Source organism: Xanthobacter wiegelii (genome assembly GCF_043193855.2).
In the GTDB taxonomy this organism is placed as follows: domain Bacteria; phylum Pseudomonadota; class Alphaproteobacteria; order Rhizobiales; family Xanthobacteraceae; genus Xanthobacter; species Xanthobacter flavus_A.
On sequence record NZ_CM195529.1, the window covers coordinates 2,360,589 to 2,377,679 of the forward strand.

General features: G+C 68.5%; 18 protein-coding genes. 15 read left to right on the forward strand and 3 right to left on the reverse strand.

Going from position 1 to position 17,091, the window contains the following annotated elements:
- Positions 1-6: 6 nt before the first annotated feature.
- Positions 7-1,962 (forward strand): ABCB family ABC transporter ATP-binding protein/permease, encoded by a 1,956-nt coding sequence (locus V5F63_RS10790; RefSeq protein ID WP_209489034.1) that lies wholly within the window; start codon positions 7-9, stop codon positions 1,960-1,962.
- Positions 1,963-1,980: 18 nt separating this feature from the next.
- On the opposite strand, the gene V5F63_RS10795 is transcribed toward V5F63_RS10790, so the two are convergent.
- From V5F63_RS10795 to V5F63_RS10805, 3 genes are all read right to left on the reverse strand, one after another.
- On the reverse strand, positions 1,981-2,418 hold the full coding sequence (locus tag V5F63_RS10795; protein ID WP_394102656.1) for a VOC family protein: 438 nt from the start codon (positions 2,416-2,418) through the stop codon (positions 1,981-1,983).
- 83 nt (positions 2,419-2,501) lie between these two features.
- A complete protein-coding gene (locus V5F63_RS10800; protein ID WP_394102657.1) occupies positions 2,502-3,755 on the reverse strand; it encodes an RNA polymerase sigma factor in 1,254 nt (417 codons plus the stop codon).
- The gene (locus V5F63_RS10805; RefSeq protein WP_394102658.1) at positions 3,752-4,141 is read right to left on the reverse strand and encodes a YciI family protein; all 390 of its coding nucleotides are present in this window, start codon (positions 4,139-4,141) and stop codon (positions 3,752-3,754) included. Before V5F63_RS10805 ends, V5F63_RS10800 begins: the two co-directional genes overlap by 4 nt.
- A 141-nt stretch (positions 4,142-4,282) precedes the next feature.
- Between V5F63_RS10805 and nagZ the strand changes: the two genes are divergently transcribed.
- The 14 genes from nagZ (at position 4,283) to V5F63_RS10875 (ending at position 17,069) form a co-directional block, all read left to right on the forward strand.
- The gene (gene nagZ, locus V5F63_RS10810) at positions 4,283-5,296 is read left to right on the forward strand and encodes a beta-N-acetylhexosaminidase (RefSeq protein ID WP_394102659.1); all 1,014 of its coding nucleotides are present in this window, start codon (positions 4,283-4,285) and stop codon (positions 5,294-5,296) included.
- Positions 5,297-5,299: 3 nt separating this feature from the next.
- Complete coding sequence (locus tag V5F63_RS10815) at positions 5,300-6,169, forward strand: segregation and condensation protein A (RefSeq protein WP_394102660.1); 870 nt, start codon at positions 5,300-5,302, stop codon at positions 6,167-6,169.
- Positions 6,166-6,909, forward strand: coding sequence for an SMC-Scp complex subunit ScpB (gene scpB, locus V5F63_RS10820; protein WP_394102661.1), 744 nt, complete (start codon positions 6,166-6,168; stop codon positions 6,907-6,909). Before V5F63_RS10815 ends, scpB begins: the two co-directional genes overlap by 4 nt.
- Positions 6,896-8,017 carry an ABC transporter ATP-binding protein gene (locus tag V5F63_RS10825; protein ID WP_394102669.1) on the forward strand — a complete coding sequence of 374 codons (1,122 nt, stop codon included), beginning with the start codon at positions 6,896-6,898 and terminating at the stop codon, positions 8,015-8,017. Before scpB ends, V5F63_RS10825 begins: the two co-directional genes overlap by 14 nt.
- A gap of 67 nt (positions 8,018-8,084) precedes the next feature.
- A complete protein-coding gene (locus V5F63_RS10830; protein ID WP_209489040.1) occupies positions 8,085-8,321 on the forward strand; it encodes a twin-arginine translocase TatA/TatE family subunit in 237 nt (78 codons plus the stop codon).
- 61 nt (positions 8,322-8,382) lie between these two features.
- A complete protein-coding gene (gene tatB / locus V5F63_RS10835; RefSeq protein WP_394102662.1) occupies positions 8,383-8,934 on the forward strand; it encodes a Sec-independent protein translocase protein TatB in 552 nt (183 codons plus the stop codon).
- On the forward strand, positions 8,934-9,743 hold the full coding sequence (gene tatC, locus V5F63_RS10840; RefSeq protein ID WP_209489042.1) for a twin-arginine translocase subunit TatC: 810 nt from the start codon (positions 8,934-8,936) through the stop codon (positions 9,741-9,743). The genes tatB and tatC overlap by 1 nt, the downstream gene beginning before the upstream one ends.
- 213 nt (positions 9,744-9,956) lie before the next feature.
- The gene (serS, locus tag V5F63_RS10845) at positions 9,957-11,324 is read left to right on the forward strand and encodes a serine--tRNA ligase (protein WP_394102663.1); all 1,368 of its coding nucleotides are present in this window, start codon (positions 9,957-9,959) and stop codon (positions 11,322-11,324) included.
- Between the two features lie 203 nt (positions 11,325-11,527).
- On the forward strand, positions 11,528-12,295 hold the full coding sequence (surE, locus tag V5F63_RS10850; protein WP_394102664.1) for a 5'/3'-nucleotidase SurE: 768 nt from the start codon (positions 11,528-11,530) through the stop codon (positions 12,293-12,295).
- A 390-nt stretch (positions 12,296-12,685) separates the two neighbouring features.
- Positions 12,686-13,033 (forward strand): preprotein translocase subunit YajC, encoded by a 348-nt coding sequence (yajC, locus tag V5F63_RS10855; RefSeq protein ID WP_209489045.1) that lies wholly within the window; start codon positions 12,686-12,688, stop codon positions 13,031-13,033.
- Between the two features lie 38 nt (positions 13,034-13,071).
- Positions 13,072-14,679: a protein translocase subunit SecD gene (secD, locus tag V5F63_RS10860; RefSeq protein ID WP_209489046.1), complete on the forward strand. Its 1,608-nt coding sequence runs from the start codon at positions 13,072-13,074 to the stop codon at positions 14,677-14,679.
- A gap of 13 nt (positions 14,680-14,692) precedes the next feature.
- Entirely contained in the window at positions 14,693-15,790 is a 1,098-nt protein-coding gene (secF, locus tag V5F63_RS10865; protein ID WP_394102665.1) for a protein translocase subunit SecF, read from the forward strand.
- A gap of 10 nt (positions 15,791-15,800) precedes the next feature.
- Positions 15,801-16,181 carry an Mth938-like domain-containing protein gene (locus V5F63_RS10870; RefSeq protein ID WP_394028616.1) on the forward strand — a complete coding sequence of 127 codons (381 nt, stop codon included), beginning with the start codon at positions 15,801-15,803 and terminating at the stop codon, positions 16,179-16,181.
- Between the two features lie 3 nt (positions 16,182-16,184).
- Positions 16,185-17,069 carry a phytoene/squalene synthase family protein gene (locus V5F63_RS10875; RefSeq protein ID WP_394102666.1) on the forward strand — a complete coding sequence of 295 codons (885 nt, stop codon included), beginning with the start codon at positions 16,185-16,187 and terminating at the stop codon, positions 17,067-17,069.
- The last annotated feature ends 22 nt before the right edge of the window (positions 17,070-17,091 follow it).

Genomic DNA, 17,091 nt, shown 5'->3' on the forward strand with positions numbered 1-17,091 from the left:
GCCATCATGTCAAAGACCCAGAAGCCCGCAGCCCGGCGGGCCGCCGTCTCCTCCGACGCCATGTTTTCCACCCTGCGCAGCCTCTGGCCCTATCTGTGGCCGGCCGACAGGGCGGACCTGCGCGCGCGCGTCGTCGTCACCTTTGTCCTGCTCTTCGCCTCCAAGGGCGCCACCATGGCGGTGCCCTTCCTGTTCAAATGGGCGACGGACGCGCTAACCGCCGAAGTCGCCGCCGGCAAGGCCGCGACGCCGGATGTTGGCTTCTGGGCGCTCGTCATCGGCGCGCCGGTGGCGCTGACGCTGGCCTATGGGCTTGGGCGCATTCTCATGGCGGGCGTCACTCAGCTGCGAGACGGCCTGTTCGCCAAGGTGGCGCTCAATGCCGTGCGGCGCCTCGCCATGCAGACATTCGAGCACATGCACGCCTTGTCTCTGCGCTTCCATCTGGAGCGCAAGACGGGCGGGCTGACGCGTGTGCTGGAGCGGGCGCGCTCCGGCATCGAGACCATCGTGCGCATGCTGGCGCTGCAGCTGGCGCCGACCCTCGTCGAGCTGGTGATGGTGCTGGGCGTGCTGTTCTTCGCCTTCGACTGGCGTTATGCGGCCGTCGTGGCGGCAACCGTGGTGCTCTATTCCCTCTTCACCTATGTCGCCAGTGAGTGGCGCCTCGCCATCCGCAAGGAGATGAACGAGAGCGACACCGACGCCAACACCAAGGCCATCGACAGCCTGCTCAACTACGAGACAGTGAAGTATTTCGGCGCAGAGCGCTGGGAGACGGCCCGCTACGACCGCTCCATGGCGCGCTACGAGAAGGCGACGGTGAACACCTACACCTCGCTGGCGTGGCTCAACGCCGGGCAGGCGCTCATCTTTTCCATCGGCCTCGCGGCGGTGATGGTGATGTGCGTGCTGGACATCCGCGCCGGCCGGCAGACCGTGGGCTCGTTCGTCATGGTCAACGCCATGATGATCCAGTTCTACATCCCGCTGAATTTCCTCGGCTTCATCTATCGCGAAATCAAGCAGGCCATCGTCGACATCGAGGCCATGTTCGCCGTGCTGCAGGTGGCGCCGGAAGTCACCGATCGGCCGGGCGCGCCGGACCTCGTGGTCTCGGGCGGCACGGTGCGGTTCGAGGACGTGCGCTTCTCCTATGACGAGGGCCGGGAAATTCTGAAGGGCATCTCCTTCGAGGTGCCGGCGGGGCGCACGGTGGCCATCGTCGGGCCTTCGGGGGCGGGCAAGTCCACCCTGTCGCGCCTGCTGTTCCGCTTCTATGACGTCTCCGGCGGCCGCATCACCATCGACGGGCAGGATCTCAGGGACATTTCGCAGGAGAGCCTGCGCGCCGCGATCGGCATGGTCCCGCAGGATACCGTGCTGTTCAACGACACCATTGCCTACAACATCCGCTACGGCCGCCCGGCGGCGTCGGAGGCCGAGGTGGAGGAAGCGGCGCGCCTCGCCCGCATCGACGGCTTCATTCGCGCCACGCCCAAGGGCTTCAAGACCGAGGTGGGCGAGCGCGGGTTGAAGCTTTCCGGCGGTGAGAAGCAGCGCGTGGCCATAGCTCGCACGCTGCTCAAGGCCCCGCCGATCCTGGTGCTGGACGAGGCGACCTCGGCGCTGGACAGCCATACCGAGAAGGAAATCCAGGACGCGCTCGACCGCGTGTCCGAGGGGCGCACCACGCTGGTCATTGCCCACCGGCTCTCCACCGTGGTGAGCGCGGACGAGATCCTTGTCCTCGCCGACGGCAAGGTCGCCGAGCGCGGCTGCCATGCGGAGCTGCTCGCGAAGGGCGGGCTTTATGCCGCCCTCTGGAACCGCCAGCGGGAGGCGGAGGACGCCGCCGCGGCCCTCGCCCGCGCGCAGGCCGAGGAGGCGCTGGAGATTGTGCCGGCGCGCCACCCGGACGAGGAAGGCATGGACGAGGAGCGGGTGAGCGCGGTGGGCTGAGCCGCCCCTCCCGCGCGCTCAGCGCTGCTGATTGAACGCCCAGAGCACGCCGAACGGATCACGCACCTGCGCGTAGCGGGCGCCCCAGAACATGTCCTCCGGCGGCATCACCGGCGTCGCGCCGGCCTCCACCGCGCGGGCGAAGGCGGCGTCCGTGTCGGTCACATGGAGGGACAGGTTGAAGCCGCCGATCTTCTCCACCGGACCGGAGCAATATTCCGGATAGGGATCGGCGAGCATCACCGACGACCCGTTGATGTAGAGGTGGACGTGCATCGTCCGCCCGCTCTCGTCCGGCGGCATGGCGAAGGCAAGCTCGGCGCCGAGGGCTTTCTGGTAGAAATCGACGGCCTTCATGGCGCCTTCCACCGTGACATAGGCCGTGACGCCGCCCTTCACCGGCGGCATGGCGGCGGGATCGATGGACGGCATGGTGGTCTCGGCGGTGTCGGACATGCGTTCTTCCTCCGGCGCCGGATCGCGCCTGTTGTGATGACGGGCGGGCGGTGCCGCTCCCGACAGCCTGCCCGCATTTTTTCTCAGGCCCGTGACTGGATGAGATCGAGCTGCGCGCGGATATGCTCCGCCTCGGCCGGAGTATTGGCGAGCGCGATGGCCCGGTCGAACGCAATGCGCGCCTCCTGATGCCGGCCAAGCTCCAGCAGGAACGCTCCGCGCGCGCCGAAGAAGTGGAAATAGCCGGAGAGCTGAGGCGTCAGCGGCTCGATCATGGCGAGCGCCGCCTCGGCGCCCTTCACCTTGCTGACCGCGACGGCGCGATTGAGAGTAATCACCGGCGATGGCTGGAGGAATTCGAGCGCCGCATAGAGCGCGTCGATCTGCATCCAGTCGGTCTCCTCCGGCGTGCGGGCGCGGGCGTGAAGGCCGGCCACCGCCGCCTGAATCTGGTAGGCGCCGGGCCGACGGTGGCGCATGGCCTTGTCGATGAGCGCCAGCCCCTCGGCGATGCGCTCGCGGTCCCATTTCGAGCGATCCTGCCTGTCGAGCAGGATGGCCCGGCCGTCCCCATCGAAGCGGGCGGTGGCGCGGGCGTGTTGGAGCAGCATCAGGGCCACCAGCCCCATGATCTCCGGCTCGGTGGGAAACAGGCGCAGCAGCAGCCGGCCGAGGCGGATGGCATCGTCGCACAGGCCCGCGCGGCTCGGCTCGCCGCCGGCGGAATAGCCTTCGTTGAAGACGAGATAGACCATGGCCGCCACCGTCCCCAGCCGCTCGGCCCGCTCCACCGGCCCGGGGGCCTCGAACGGCACGTCGGCGCGGGCGATGCGACCCTTGGCGCGGGTGATGCGCTGTTCCATGGCCGCCTCGCTGACGAGGAAGGCGCGGGCGATCTCCTTCACCGTGAGGCCGGATACGATGCGCAGGGCAAGCGCGATCTGCTGCGTCGCCGGCAGCTCCGGGTGGCAGCAGATGAAGAGCAGGCGCAGCACGTCGTCGCGATAGTGGGAATTGTCCAGCCGCTCGGCCAGCGGCGCCTCGGCGTCGTCGAGGTCGGAGAGTTGGTCGTCGGGGGGCAGGGGATCGTGCTTCGCCCGCTTGCGCACGCCGTCGAGGGCGGCATTGCGGCCGACGAGAATGAGCCAGGCGGCGGGATCGCGTGGCGGACCGTTCACCGGCCAGGTCCGCAGCGCCCTGAGGCAGGCTTCCTGAAACGCCTCCTCGGCGGTGTCGAGATCGCGGAAATAGCGCAGCAGCGCCGCCACCGCCTGCGGCCGGGCGGCGGTGAGGGTGCCGTTGATCCAGTCCGGATCGGTCAGGGCGGGCGTGGTCATGTGCCGGTCTTCCGGTCCGCGGTGCGCTGGTCGGGGAAGAACATGCCGACGGGGCGGATCTCGTAGGCGCCGCCGGGATTGGCGGCGGCGAGGTCCCTGGCGATGGTCAGCGCCCCGTCAAGGTCGTCGGCGTCCACCAGGTAGAAGCCGAGCAATTGCTCCTTCGTCTCCGCGAACGGGCCGTCGATGACGAGGGGCGGTTCCTGCGTCTTGCGCAGGGTGGTGGCGGCGGTGGTGGGCAGCAGCCGCAGCGATGCGCCCATCTTGCCGGCCTTGACGAGCCGTTCCTGCACCACCGCGAGCTTCGCCATCACGGCGGCGTCCTCCTCCTGGCTCCAGGCGCAGACCACATCTTCTTCGTGGTAGCAGAGGATGGCGTACATCATGGGCGGGGCTCCCTTGGGTCACGACGAGGACGCGCGAGTATGACCACGCCCGACAGGCCGGGGCAAAATCTGCGAGGGGACAGGCGGGAGCGCTGCGCAGGCGCGCTTGACGGCGCCCATGCCCGCTTATAGGCCGGAGACATGACGTCGCGCGCCTTCATCGCCGGTTGTGCCGGCCCGAACCTCTCGGCCACTGAGCGCAGCTTCTTCCGGGATGCCGAGCCCTGGGGGTTCATCCTGTTCGCCCGGAACATCGCGGACCCCGATCAGGTCCGCGCGCTGGTCGCCGACCTGCGCGAGGCGGTGGGCTGGACCGCGCCGGTGCTCATCGATCAGGAAGGCGGCCGGGTGCAGCGCCTGCGCCCGCCGCACTGGACCGACGATCCGCCCGCCGAGGCGTTCGGCAACCTCTACCTGTCCGATCCGATCGCGGCGCTGGAAGCGGTGCGGCTGAATTCGCGGGCCATCGCGGCGGACCTCTACGCCCTCGGCATCGATGTCGATTGCCTGCCCTGCGCGGATCTGCGCCACCCCGATGGCCACGGCATCATCGGCAACCGCGCCTACGGCACCGAGCCAGCTGCGGTTGCGGCGCTGGCGCGGGCGGCGGCGGTGGGGCTGATGGAGGGTGGGGTGCTGCCCGTCCTCAAGCACATCCCCGGCCATGGCCGCGCGCCGGTGGACAGCCACGAGAAGCTGCCTGTCGTCACCGCGACGCGCGGCGAGCTGGAGGGCATGGATTTCGCGGCCTTCCGCGACCTTTCCGATCTGCCCCTCGGCATGACCGCCCACGTGGTCTATTCCGACATCGACCCCGACCGCCCCGCCACCACCTCGCCGGTGGTGCTCGCCGAGGTGGTGCGCGGCTCCATCGGCTTCGATGGCCTGCTGATGAGCGACGACCTCTCCATGGGCGCGCTCGCCGGCACCATGGAGACCCGTGGCCGCGATGCGCTGGCGGCGGGCTGCGACATGCTCCTCCACTGCAACGGCAAGATGGAGGAGATGGAAAAGGTGGCCGCGTCCGCGCCCGTCCTCACCGGCGAGGCCTATGCGCGCGCCGCCAAGGCCCTGTCACTTCGCGTGGTGCCCGACCCGGTGGATGCGCGGGAACTGCGGGCGGCGGTCGCGGCCCAGCTCAAGACGGTGGGCTGACCCGTGACGGGGCCGGCCTCAGGCGATTCCATACCGGACGCCTTCGAGATCGGCACGGACCGCGCCCCGGCGACGCCCGACGAGACGTTCGTGGTGGACGTGGACGGTTTCGAGGGACCCCTCGACCTCCTTCTCGCGCTGGCGCGGACGCAGAAGGTCGATCTCGCCAAAATCTCGATCCTCGCCCTCGCCGACCAATACCTCACCTTCATCGAGGAGGCGCGGCGCGGCCGGCTGGAGCTGGCGGCCGACTATCTGGTGATGGCGGCGTGGCTCGCCTACCTGAAATCGCGTCTGCTGCTGCCGGCTCCGCCGCAGGAGGAGGGACCGAGCGCCGAGGAGATGGCCGCCGCCTTCGCCCGGCGTCTGCGCCATCTGGAGCGCATCCGCCGCGCCGCCGCGCAATTGATGGCCCGCCCGCAGATGGGCCGCGACGCCTTCGCCCGGGCTCTGCCGCCGCCCTCCAAGGAGCCGCTCTATACGGTCTACACGGCCACCATCTACGACCTGCTCACCGCCTATGCCCGCCAGCGCCAGACCAAGGCGCTGTCCCACGTCACGCTCAAGACGCGCACCGTCTGGTCGCTCGCCGAGGCCCGCGCCCGGCTGGAGCGGCTGCTGGGGGCGGATGTGGTGGGCGAGTGGATGCGGCTCGACCAATTCCTGCTAGATTACACGGCGACGCCCGAGCAGCGGGCAACCGCGCTCGCGTCGAGCTTCTCGGCCAGCCTGGAAATGGTGCGCGAGGGTATGCTCGACATTCGCCAGGACGCCCCCTTCGCCCCCCTGTGGCTGCGTCCCCGACCCGTCGTGGAGCCGGAGCCGCTTCTGCCGTTTGACGCGTCCGATACGGCGCCCGGAGAGGAGAGATGACCCGTCCCGTCCCGCGCATCGACCTGTTCGACGTGCGCCCGGAGGACGAGCGCGCCTACGCCTTCGCGCGCGACCTGAGGGCCATCGAGGCGCTTCTGTTCACTTCGCCGCTGCCGGTGGATGGCAAGGCGATGAAGCCGCATTTGTCCGCCGACGCCGACATCGCCGCGCTGATGGAGGCCCTGACCGCCGATTACGCCCGGCGCGGCGTCAACATCGTGAAGGCCGCCGGTGGCTGGATGCTGCGCACGGCGCCGGACCTCGCCCGCGTGGTCGCCGGCCCCGTGCCGGAGGCGCGCAAGCTCTCGCGCGCGGCCATCGAGGTGTTGGCGATCGTCGCCTACCACCAGCCGGTCACCCGCGCGGAGATCGAGGAGATTCGCGGCGTCTCCACCTCCAAGGGCACGCTGGACGTGCTGCTGGAGACGGGGTGGGTGCGCCTGCGCGGCCGCCGCAAGGCGCCGGGGCGGCCGGTGACCTACGGCACGACGCCGGCCTTCCTTGTGCAGTTCGGTCTTGATGCGGTGCAGGATCTGCCGGGCCTCGACGAGCTGAAGGGCGCCGGCCTTATCGACGGGCGAATCCCTGCCGGTTTCGCCATTCCCCTGCCGTCCGACGATCCGGGCCTGCGCGAGGACGAAGAGGCTCTGGAGCCGGACATGCTGGATTTCCACCTCTCTCCGCCGACGGAGGAGGAGTTGGAAGGCGCCTCCGAGCCGGACGATGATGGCGACGCATGAGGAGGCTGTTCTGGCTGACGAGATCGAGACGCTGGGGATGAGCCGCAGCCGCACCCCCGCCGCCTTCGCCAAGGGCCTGTCCTTCGAGGACGTGCGCCTCGCCTATGGCGATGTCGCCGCCGTGCGCGGCGTGAGCCTGTCGGTGGAGCCGGGCGAGGTGCTGTGCCTGCTCGGCCAGTCGGGTTGCGGCAAGACCTCGCTCCTGCGCCTCGCGGCGGGTATCGAGCAGCCGGACGGCGGGCGCATTCTCATCGACGGTGCTGTGGTGGCGGGGCAGGGGATCTTCGTGCCGCCGGAGCGGCGTGGCGTCGGGCTGGTGTTCCAGGACTACGCCCTGTTCCCCCACCTCACCAACCTCGAGAACGTGATGTTCGGCCTCAACGGCCTCAAGCGCGCGGAGGCGATGCGGGAGGCGCGCCTCGCGCTGGCGCGGGTGGACCTCGCCGACCTCGCCGATGTCTATCCCCACGAGCTTTCCGGGGGCCAGCAGCAGCGGGTGGCGCTGGCCCGCGCCATGGCGCCCCGACCGGGCATCCTCCTGCTCGACGAACCCTTCTCCGGCCTCGATCGGCGTCTGCGCGACCAGGTGCGCGCGGACACCCTCGCGGTGCTGCGCGACGCGAAGGCGACGGTCATCATCGTCACCCACGATCCCGAGGAGGCGATGCGCCTTGCCGATCGCATCGCCCTGCTGCGCCATGGCAAGCTGGTGCAACTCGGCCCGCCGGCGGAACTCTACCGGCGCCCGGCCGACATCGGCGTGGCGCGCTTCTTCTGCGAGCTGAACGAGATCGAGGCCAATGTGGTCGCCGGCGTGGCGGATACGCCCCTCGGCCGGTTCGCGGCTCCGCAGGTGCCCGATGGTCCGGCCATCGTCGCCATCCGCCCGCAGGGCCTGGCGCTGTCCGCGGCCGGGCAGGGCGTGCCGGGGCGGCTGCTGGAGCGTCGCTTTCTGGGCGAGCTCGATCTCGTGGAAGTGATCGTGGACGCGCTGGAGCGGCCATTGGTGCTGCGCCTGCGGGATGCGGGAAACGTGAAAAAAGGCGACGAGGTCGGGCTTCTGGTCGATCCCGGTGAAGTCCTTGTTTTCGCCGCGGGCGGAGCCTAGTGTCGCCGTCCGAAATGCTTCACGGCTTGCCGTTGGGGCGCAAAATATATCCTTGGAGGGTGGTTAGATGGGTTCGTTGAGCATCTGGCACTGGATCGTGGTGCTGGCCGTGGTGCTCCTCCTGTTCGGTCGCGGCAAGATCTCCGATCTGATGGGCGACGTGGCGAAGGGCATCAAGTCCTTCAAGAAGGGCATGGCGGACGACGACGAGCCGGCGAAGGCTCCCCCGGCCGCCCCCGAGGTGCCGCGCCCGCTTCCGCACCAGACGTCGAGCGCCCCCGAAGCCGAGAAGAAGCCCGTCTGACGGACCTCTGCCCCTGAACACTTGAAGAGGGCGGCGGCACCCCCGCCGGACAGACGGCCTCATGTTCGATATCGGCTGGTCCGAGCTGATGCTGATCGGCATTGTCGCGCTGATCGTCATCGGTCCCAAGGAGCTGCCTACGGTGCTGCGCACCGTGGGACGCACCGTCACGAAGCTGCGCCGCATGGCCGGCGAGTTTCAGGGACAGTTCCAGGAAGCCCTGCGCGAGGCGGACATCGCCGACATGCGCAAGGAAATCAGCGACATCACGGAAACAACGCGCTCCACTCTCGCGACCTCCGACATGTTCGACCCGCTGCGCTCCATCCGCGAGGAGATTCGCTCCACCGTGGAAGGCGCGAACCCGACGCCGCCGGCCCCTGCCACCCCGGCGGCGCTGCCCGATCTGCCCCCGCCCGTGGAATTGCCCGACCCCATGGCCGCCATCCGCGCCGAAATCCGCAATTCGGTCGAGGCTGCCGTGCCCCCCGCGCCGGTTGCGCCGCCTGCCGTTGCCGTTGAGCCGGCTCCCGAGAGCCTTCCCGCCGCAGGCGAAGCCAAGCCCGCCGCAGGCGAGACCAAGCCCGCCGCAGGCGAAGCGAAGAGCGCGTGATGAGCGACCAGGACGAGATCGACGCCTCCAAGGCCCCGCTCATCGAGCACCTGGTCGAGCTGCGCTCGCGGCTCATCAAGTCGCTGGTGGCGTTCCTCGTGGCCTTCATCGCCTGCTTCATGCTGGCGAAGCAGATCTACAACATCCTGCTGTGGCCCTACGAGTTCGCCTCCGGCTTCGGCAACGGGGTGAAGCTCATCTACACGGCGCCGCAGGAATTCCTGTTCACCCAGATCAAGCTCGGCATGTTCGGCGCCGCCTTCATCTCCTTCCCGGTGGTGGCGACGCAGGTCTACATGTTCGTGGCGCCGGGGCTCTACAAGCACGAGAAGAACGCGTTCCGGCCCTATCTCATCGCCACACCCATCTGCTTCCTCATCGGCGCGGCCTTCGTCTATTTCGTCGCCATGCCGCTCGCCATGACCTACTTCCTCGGCATGCAGCAGGCGGGCGGCGACGGGCAGGCGGAAATCTCCCTGCTGCCGCGGGTCTCGGAATACCTTTCGCTGATTACCACGCTGATTCTGGCCTTCGGCATCTGCTTCCAGCTTCCGGTCATCCTCACGCTGCTCGGGCAGATAGGTGTGGTGACGAAGGCTATGCTGGTGAAGTCCCGGCGCTACGCCATCGTCGGCGTGTTCGTGCTGGCGGCGGTGCTGACCCCGCCGGATGTCATCAGCCAGCTCTCCCTTGCCCTGCCGACGCTGCTTCTCTACGAGGTGTCCGTCTATCTGGTGGGCATCGTCGAGAAGCGGCGGCTCGTGGCGGAAGCGGCGCGCAACGCAGCCGACGCCGCAACGGCCGACTGACGCGGACGGCGGGGCCTTCCCGGATTATTGGATTCTTGGGCGCGCGGGTTCTCCTGTGAACCGCCGTCATGCCCCGGCTTGTCCGGGGCATCCACCGCGCCGCCGGGCGCCGGTCTACGCGGAAGCGTGGATCCCCCGGACAAGCCGGGGGATGACGGTGGTGAGGGCGCGAAGTGCTGCCTTAATGGCCCGAGGGCCACGGCGGAGCTTGCCATGCACGACATCAAATGGATCCGCGAGGAACCGGCCGGCCTCATCGGCGCGCTGGCCCGCCGCGGCAATCACTCTGACGAGGCCAAGGCGGCGGCGGAGGCCCTCGTCGCCAAGCTCCTCGACCTCGACACCCGTCGCCGCGAGACTCTGACAAAGCTCGAAACCCTGCTCGCCCGCCGCAACGCCGCCTCCAAGGAGATCGGTCAGGCGAAGGCGAAGAAGGACGAGGCCACAGCTTCGGCCCTCATGGCCGAGGTGGCGAAGCTGAAGGAAGACGTGCCGGCGCTGGAGGCGGAAGCCAAGAGCATCGAGGCCGAGCTGAACGGCGAACTGGCCGCCATCCCCAACGCCCCCCTCGCCGAGGTGCCGCAGGGTGCCGACGAGCACGACAATGTGGAAAAGAGCCGCTTCGGCGCGCCCCGCACCTACAGCTTCACCCCGAAGCAGCATTTCGAGGTGGGCGAGGCCCTCGGCCAGATGGATTTCGAAACCGCCGCCAAGCTCTCCGGCGCGCGCTTCGTCGTGAACAAGGGCCCGCTGGCGCGGCTGGAGCGGGCTCTGGGGCAGTTCTTCCTCGATGTGCATACGGGCGAGCATGGGTACATGGAGGTCAATCCGCCGTTGATGGTGCGGGATGACGCCATGTTTGGTACGGCGCAGTTGCCCAAGTTCCAGAATGATCAGTTCTTGACGGCTCGTGGTCTTGGAGGAGCCGATTGGGGCGGACCAATCGACTCTGTCATATTCGATGACAATGCCCTCTGGCTCATCCCCACCGCCGAAGTCCCCCTGACCAACCTCGTGCGCGAGTCCATCCTCTCCGAGGAAGAGCTCCCCATGCGCCTCACCGCCTGCACGCCCTGCTTCCGGGCCGAGGCGGGCGCTGCGGGGCGGGATACAAGGGGGATGATCCGCCAGCACCAGTTCACCAAGGTGGAGCTGGTCTCCATCACCACGCCGGAGAAGTCGATCGAGGAGCACGAGCGGATGCTCGCCTGCGCCGAGGCGGTACTGAAGAAGCTGGACCTCGCCTATCGCGTCGTCACGCTCTGCACCGGCGACATGGGCTTCGCCTCGCAGAAGACCTACGACATCGAGGTCTGGCTGCCGGGGCAGAACGCCTATCGCGAAATCTCCTCCTGCTCCGTCTGCGGCGATTTCCAGGCGCGGCGCATGAATGCCCGCTACCGCCCGGCGGAAGGGAAGGGGCCGCGCTATGTCCACACCCTCAACGGCTCGGGTGTGGCGGTCGGCCGCGCCCTCGTCGCGGTGCTGGAGACGTACCAGCAGGAGAACGGCTCCGTGGCCGTGCCGGACGCGCTGCTGCCCTATATGGGCGGGCTGAAGTTGATCGAGAAGCTGAAGTAGGGACGCAAGGGCCGTCCCGGTCGCCTCCGTCCTGTGATGTTGTCATGCCCCGGCTCGTCCGGGGCATCCACCCCGCCGCCGGAGCGATCTCGGCGGACCGGCGCCCAGCCCAACCGTGGATCCCCCGGACGAGCCGGGGGATGACGGCCGGGAGGCGACGGAAGCAGTTACTGCCGGCCGTGGGCCGGACAAAGGGACATCCGATGCGCATTCTGGTCACCAATGACGACGGCATCCACGCGCCGGGCCTCGACAGCTGCGCGGCCATCGCGCGCACCTTCACGGATGACGTGTGGGTGGTGGCGCCGGAGTTCGACCAGTCGGGCGTCGCCCATTCGCTGTCCCTCTCCGACCCGCTGCGGCTGCGGCAGGTGGAGGAGAAGCGCTATGCGGTGAAGGGCACGCCCACGGACTGCGTCATCATGGCCGTGCGCCATCTGCTCATCGACAATCCGCCCGACCTCGTGCTCTCCGGCGTCAACCGCGGCCAGAACATCGCCGAGGACGTGAGCTATTCCGGCACCGTCGCCGGCGCCATCGAGGGGACGATCCTCGGCATTCCCTCCATCGCTCTGTCGCAGGCCTTCGGCATGCGCACGCGGGAAAATCCGAATTTCGTCACCGCCGAGACCCACGCGCCGAAGATCATCCGGATGCTGCTGGACGAGGGCATTCCCCCCGGCATCGTGATGAACGTGAACTTCCCGGACCGCCTCCCGGAAGAAATTACCGGCATCGCCGCCACCGCCCAGGGCAAGCGCGACCAGCGCCTCATGCGCATCGACGAGCGCCGCGACGGCCGCAACAACCCCTATTACTGGATCGCCTTCGAGCGCCGAATCTACGAAACCTCCCCCGGCACGGACCTGCGCGCGCTGGACGAGGGCCGCATCTCCGTCACGCCCCTGCGCCTCGACCAGACCGACGAGCCCTGGATGACTCGCCTCGCCCTGCTGTTCGACGGGAAGTAACCTGCGCGTCTTGGTCGGTATCGCGCCGATGGGCTCCCTCTCCCCTTGCGGGAGAGGGTTGGGGTGAGGGGTGTATTTCCCTTTGACCTGCCGCCGGGCGAGCGGCACCAACCCCTCACCCCCGGCCCCTCTCCCGCGGGGGAGAGGGGAGGGCGCTTCCCGCCAATAGCGGCGCAGTCCCGAGTCTTGCGCTGGCCCCCGGCTCGGCGCTCCACCTTCGGTGTCGCCTGTCCGGGGGACGATATCGGCGTCCTGCGGGTCCCTCTTTTCAACAGCTGCGTGAACGAACCGGCCCCGCGTTTGCATTCGTCGGGCCGGCCGCTATAGTCCCGCCGCTTCGCCGGACCCCGGCGGTATGCGGATTCCCTTCACAGACGAACGAGGATCGAGATGTTCATCACGCCCGCTTTCGCCCAAGGCGCCACGGGAGCCGGCGGCGGGGCCGACATGCTCATTCAGCTCGCCCCGTTCCTGCTGATCTTCGTGGTCATGTATTTCCTCATCCTGCGCCCGCAGCAGAAGCGGGCCAAGGTGCATCAGGAAATGGTGAACTCCCTGCGCCGCGGCGACGTGGTGGTCACCGGCGGCGGCCTCGTCGGCAAGGTCACCAAGGTGGTGGACGAGAACGAGGTCGAGCTGCAGATCGCCGACAACGTCCGCATCCGCCAGATGCGCTCGCAGATCGCCACCGTCCGCGCCAAGGGCGAACCGGCCAAGGACGAGGCCTCGGCCGGTTGATCCGGCCGCCTCACGCTTTCTGAAAGACCGCGCGCGACATGCTGCACTTCTCCCGTTTCAAGACTGCGGCGATCCTCATCACCATCGCCATCGGCATGCTGTTCGCGCTGCCCAACGTGCTGCCGCCCAGCGCGCTCGCCCATCTGCCCTCGTGGCTTGCGTCGAGCCGGGTGACGCTGGGCCTCGACCTGCAGGGCGGCTCCCACATCCTTCTGGAGGTGGACGGGCCGGCGCTCCGCAAGGAACGCACCGAGCAGCTCCGCGACGAGGTTCGGCGCGTCCTGCGCGACCAGAAGATCGGCTATTCCAACCTCGCGCTGCGCGATACCAGCGTGACGCTCCGCCTGCGTGATCCCAACGACACGCAGAAGGCCGTCACCGAGCTGCGCAAGCTCGCCGCTCCGGTCACCAACGCCTTGTTCGGCAATTCCTCGGGCGAGATGGACATGACCGTCTCGTCCGCCGCCGACGGCGTCGTCACCGTGCAGCTCACCGATGCCGGCCTCAACGCCAAGATGCGCTCGGCGGTGGACCAGTCCATCGAGATCATCCGCCGCCGTATCGACCAGCTCGGCACGGTGGAGCCCAACATCCAGCGCCAGGGCCTCGATCGCATTCTGGTGCAGGTGCCGGGCCTGCAGGATCCGCAGCGGCTGAAGAACCTGCTCGGCCAGACCGCCAAGCTCTCCTTCCGCATGGTGGACCAGTCCATGTCGCCGCAGCAGGCGCTGGACGGACGGGCGCCGCCGGAATCCGAAGTGCTCAAGGGCCAGGACGGCCAGCCCTATCTGGTGGAGAAGCAGGTGCGCGTCTCCGGCGAGGATCTGGTGGATGCCCAGCCGGGCTTCGACCAGAACTCGCGTGAGCCCATTGTCTCCTTCCGCTTCAACAACAACGGCGCCAAGCGCTTCGCCACGGTTTCGCAGGAGGCGGTGGGCCGGCCCTTCGCCATCGTGCTCGACAACCAGGTGATCTCCGCTCCGGTGATCCGCGAGCCGATCCTCGGCGGCTCGGGCCAGATCTCCGGCGCGTTCACCGTCCAGCAGGCCAACGACCTCGCCATCCTGCTGCGCGCCGGCGCCCTGCCAGCCCCGCTGAAGGTGGTGGAGGAGCGCACGGTCGGTCCGAGCCTCGGCGCGGATTCGATCCAGGCGGGCAAGACCGCCGCTTATGTGGCCGGCGGCCTCGTCACCGTGTTCATGGTCGCCGTGTACGGCCTGTTCGGCCTGTTCGCGCTCATCGCGCTGGCCGTGCACATCATCCTGATGTTCTCGCTCCAGTCCGTGCTCGGCGCGACGCTGACGCTGCCCGGCATCGCTGGCGTGGTGCTTACCATCGGCATGGCGGTGGATTCCAACGTCGTCATCTTCGAGCGCATGCGCGACGAGGCGCGGGAAGGCCGGTCCGCCATCTCGGCCATCGACAAGGGCTTCGTGAACGCGCTGGGCACGATCCTCGACGCCAACATCACCTCGCTCGCCACGGCGGTCATCCTGTTCCTCATGGGCGGGTCGGGTCCGGTGCGCGGCTTCGCCGTCACCTACATCCTCGGCCTTCTGACCACCATGTTCACCGCCTATACCCTGACGCGGCTCATGATCGCCTATTGGGTGAAGTGGCGGCGGCCGGCGAAGCTGCCCATCTGAAGGTGCGCCGCACATGCCTTTGATCGACTACATCCCGGCGCAGACCAACATCCACTTCATGCGCCTGCGGCACTGGACGTTCCCGCTCTCCGCGGCGCTGTCCATCGTGGCCTGCCTGCTGTTCGCTATCCACGGCTTCAACCTCGGCATCGACTTCCGGGGCGGCACGCTCATCGAGGCCCAGACCAGCCAGCAGCAGGCCGACATCGGCGCGCTGCGCGAGCACCTGACCGATCTCGACGTGGGCGACGTGCAGATCCAGGAGTTCGGCTCGCCGCGCGACGTGCTGATCCGCATCGGCGCCTTCGGCACCACCGATGAGGCCCAGCAGGCCATTCTCGCCAAGGTGAACGGCGTGCTCGGCTCCGATTACACGGTCCGCCGCGTGGAGACGGTCGGCCCGAGCGTGTCCGGCGAACTGGTGCGCCAGTCGATTCTCGCGCTGGTGCTCGGTGCCGTGGCGGTGCTGGCCTATCTGTGGTTCCGCTTCGAGTGGCAGTTCGCCGTCGGCGCCATCGTGACGACGCTGCACGACATCTTCGTCACGCTGATGATCTATTCGGCGTTCGGCATCGACTTCGACCTGACGTCCATTGCCGCCATCCTCACCATCATGGGCTATTCGCTCAATGACACGGTGGTGGTGTACGACCGTATCCGCGAGATGCTGCGCCGCTACAAGAAGCTGCCGCTGCCGGAGCTGCTCGACATCGCGGTCAACGCCACCTTCTCGCGCACGATCATCGTCTCCACCACCACCTTCTTCGCCACCCTCGCCCTCTATTTCTTCGGCGGCGAGGTGCTGCGCGGCTTCTCGCTGGCGATGACGGTGGGCGTGGTGATCGGCACCTATTCCACCATCTTCGTTGCGGCCCCCATCCTCATCCATCTCGGCCTGCGCGCCTCCACGGTGAGCCTTCCCGCCAAGGAAGCCGATCCCGAGGTGAAGGAGCTGGACGAGCTGGTGAAGATGGAGGCGAAGGACGCCGCGGCCAGCGTTCCGCCTGAGGCCACGCCCGCAACCGGCGTTTCTTCCGCCAAGGGCAAGAATGGCAAGCCGACCGGCAAGCCGGGCGGCAAGTCCGGCCCCGCCCGTCCGGCCAAGGCCTGAGGCGCGGGTGGTGGCCGCCCCGGACGGCGCGCCCTTCCTGCCGCGACAGGTCGCCATAGACGGCTATGGCGACACTTTCTTCCACTTCGCCAGCATGTCCCACGCCGGCTCCATCCTGGCGCTGCCTTCGGGAATCCGGGGCTGGGCACCGATGCGCATGGCGGAGATCGATGCCGCCTCGCTCGCCCCCGTGGTCGCGGATGCGGGGGCCGTCGAACTGCTGCTCATCGGCACGGGCAAGGACCCCGCGCACCTGAAGGAGCCGCTGAAGCAGGTTCTGCGCGAGGCCGGCATCCGCTTCGAGCTGATGCCCACGCCCTCGGCCGCCGCCACCTACAACGTGCTCCTTGCCGAAGGCCGGCGGGTGGGCGCGGCGCTGATCGCGGTCTGAGCCATGAGCGAGACGGACGGGAAAGCGCTGGACGAAGCCTATGCCTATTGCGCCGCGCAGGTGCAGGCCCAGGACCGCGACCGTTTCCTCGCCGCCCTGTTCGCTCCGCAGGACAAGCGCAAGCACCTTCTCGCCCTTTATGCCTACAATCTCGATGTCGCCCGCGTGCGCGAGGTGGTGCGCGAGCCCCTGCCGGGTGAAGTGCGGCTTGCCTGGTGGCGGGAGGTGATCGAGGGGGAGGGCAGGGGCGATGTCTCCGGCCACCCCATCGCCGCAGCCTTGCTCGACACCATCACGCGCTTTCGCCTGCCGCGCCCGAGCCTGATCGCGATGGCGGATGCGCGAATCTTCGACCTTTACGACGATCCCATGCCTACGGTCGGCGACCTTGAGGGCTATGCGGGCGAGACCGCCTCGGCGCTGCTCCAGCTCTCTGCGCTCATCCTGCTGCCGGACGTAGGCCGGTCCGGCGATCTGGCGGGGCATGGCGGCGTCGCGATTGCCATGACGGGGCTGATGCGCGCCTTCCCCATCCATGCCGCGCGCGGGCAGTGCTACATCCCGCTCGATCTTCTGGCCCGCCATAGCGTCGGACGGGAAGAGGCGGTGTCGGGCACGGTCACGCCCGGCCTTTTGGCGGCGCTCGCGGAATTGCGGGAGACGGCGGCCCGCCATCTCTGGGAAGCCCGCGAGGCGGCCAGGCAGACCTATGCCGCCACCTCCATCGCCGCGCCCTTCCTGCCGCTGGCGCTGGTTGCGGGTGATCTCAAGGCCCTCGCCAAGGTCCGCGACCCGTTCCGCCAGCCCGCCGGCCTCTCGCCGTTCCGCCGGCAGTTTGCTCTGTGGTGGGCGGCCCAGCAGGCGGTGCGCGGACGGATCTGGTTCTAAGAGGCCGTCTCATCCCCTAACG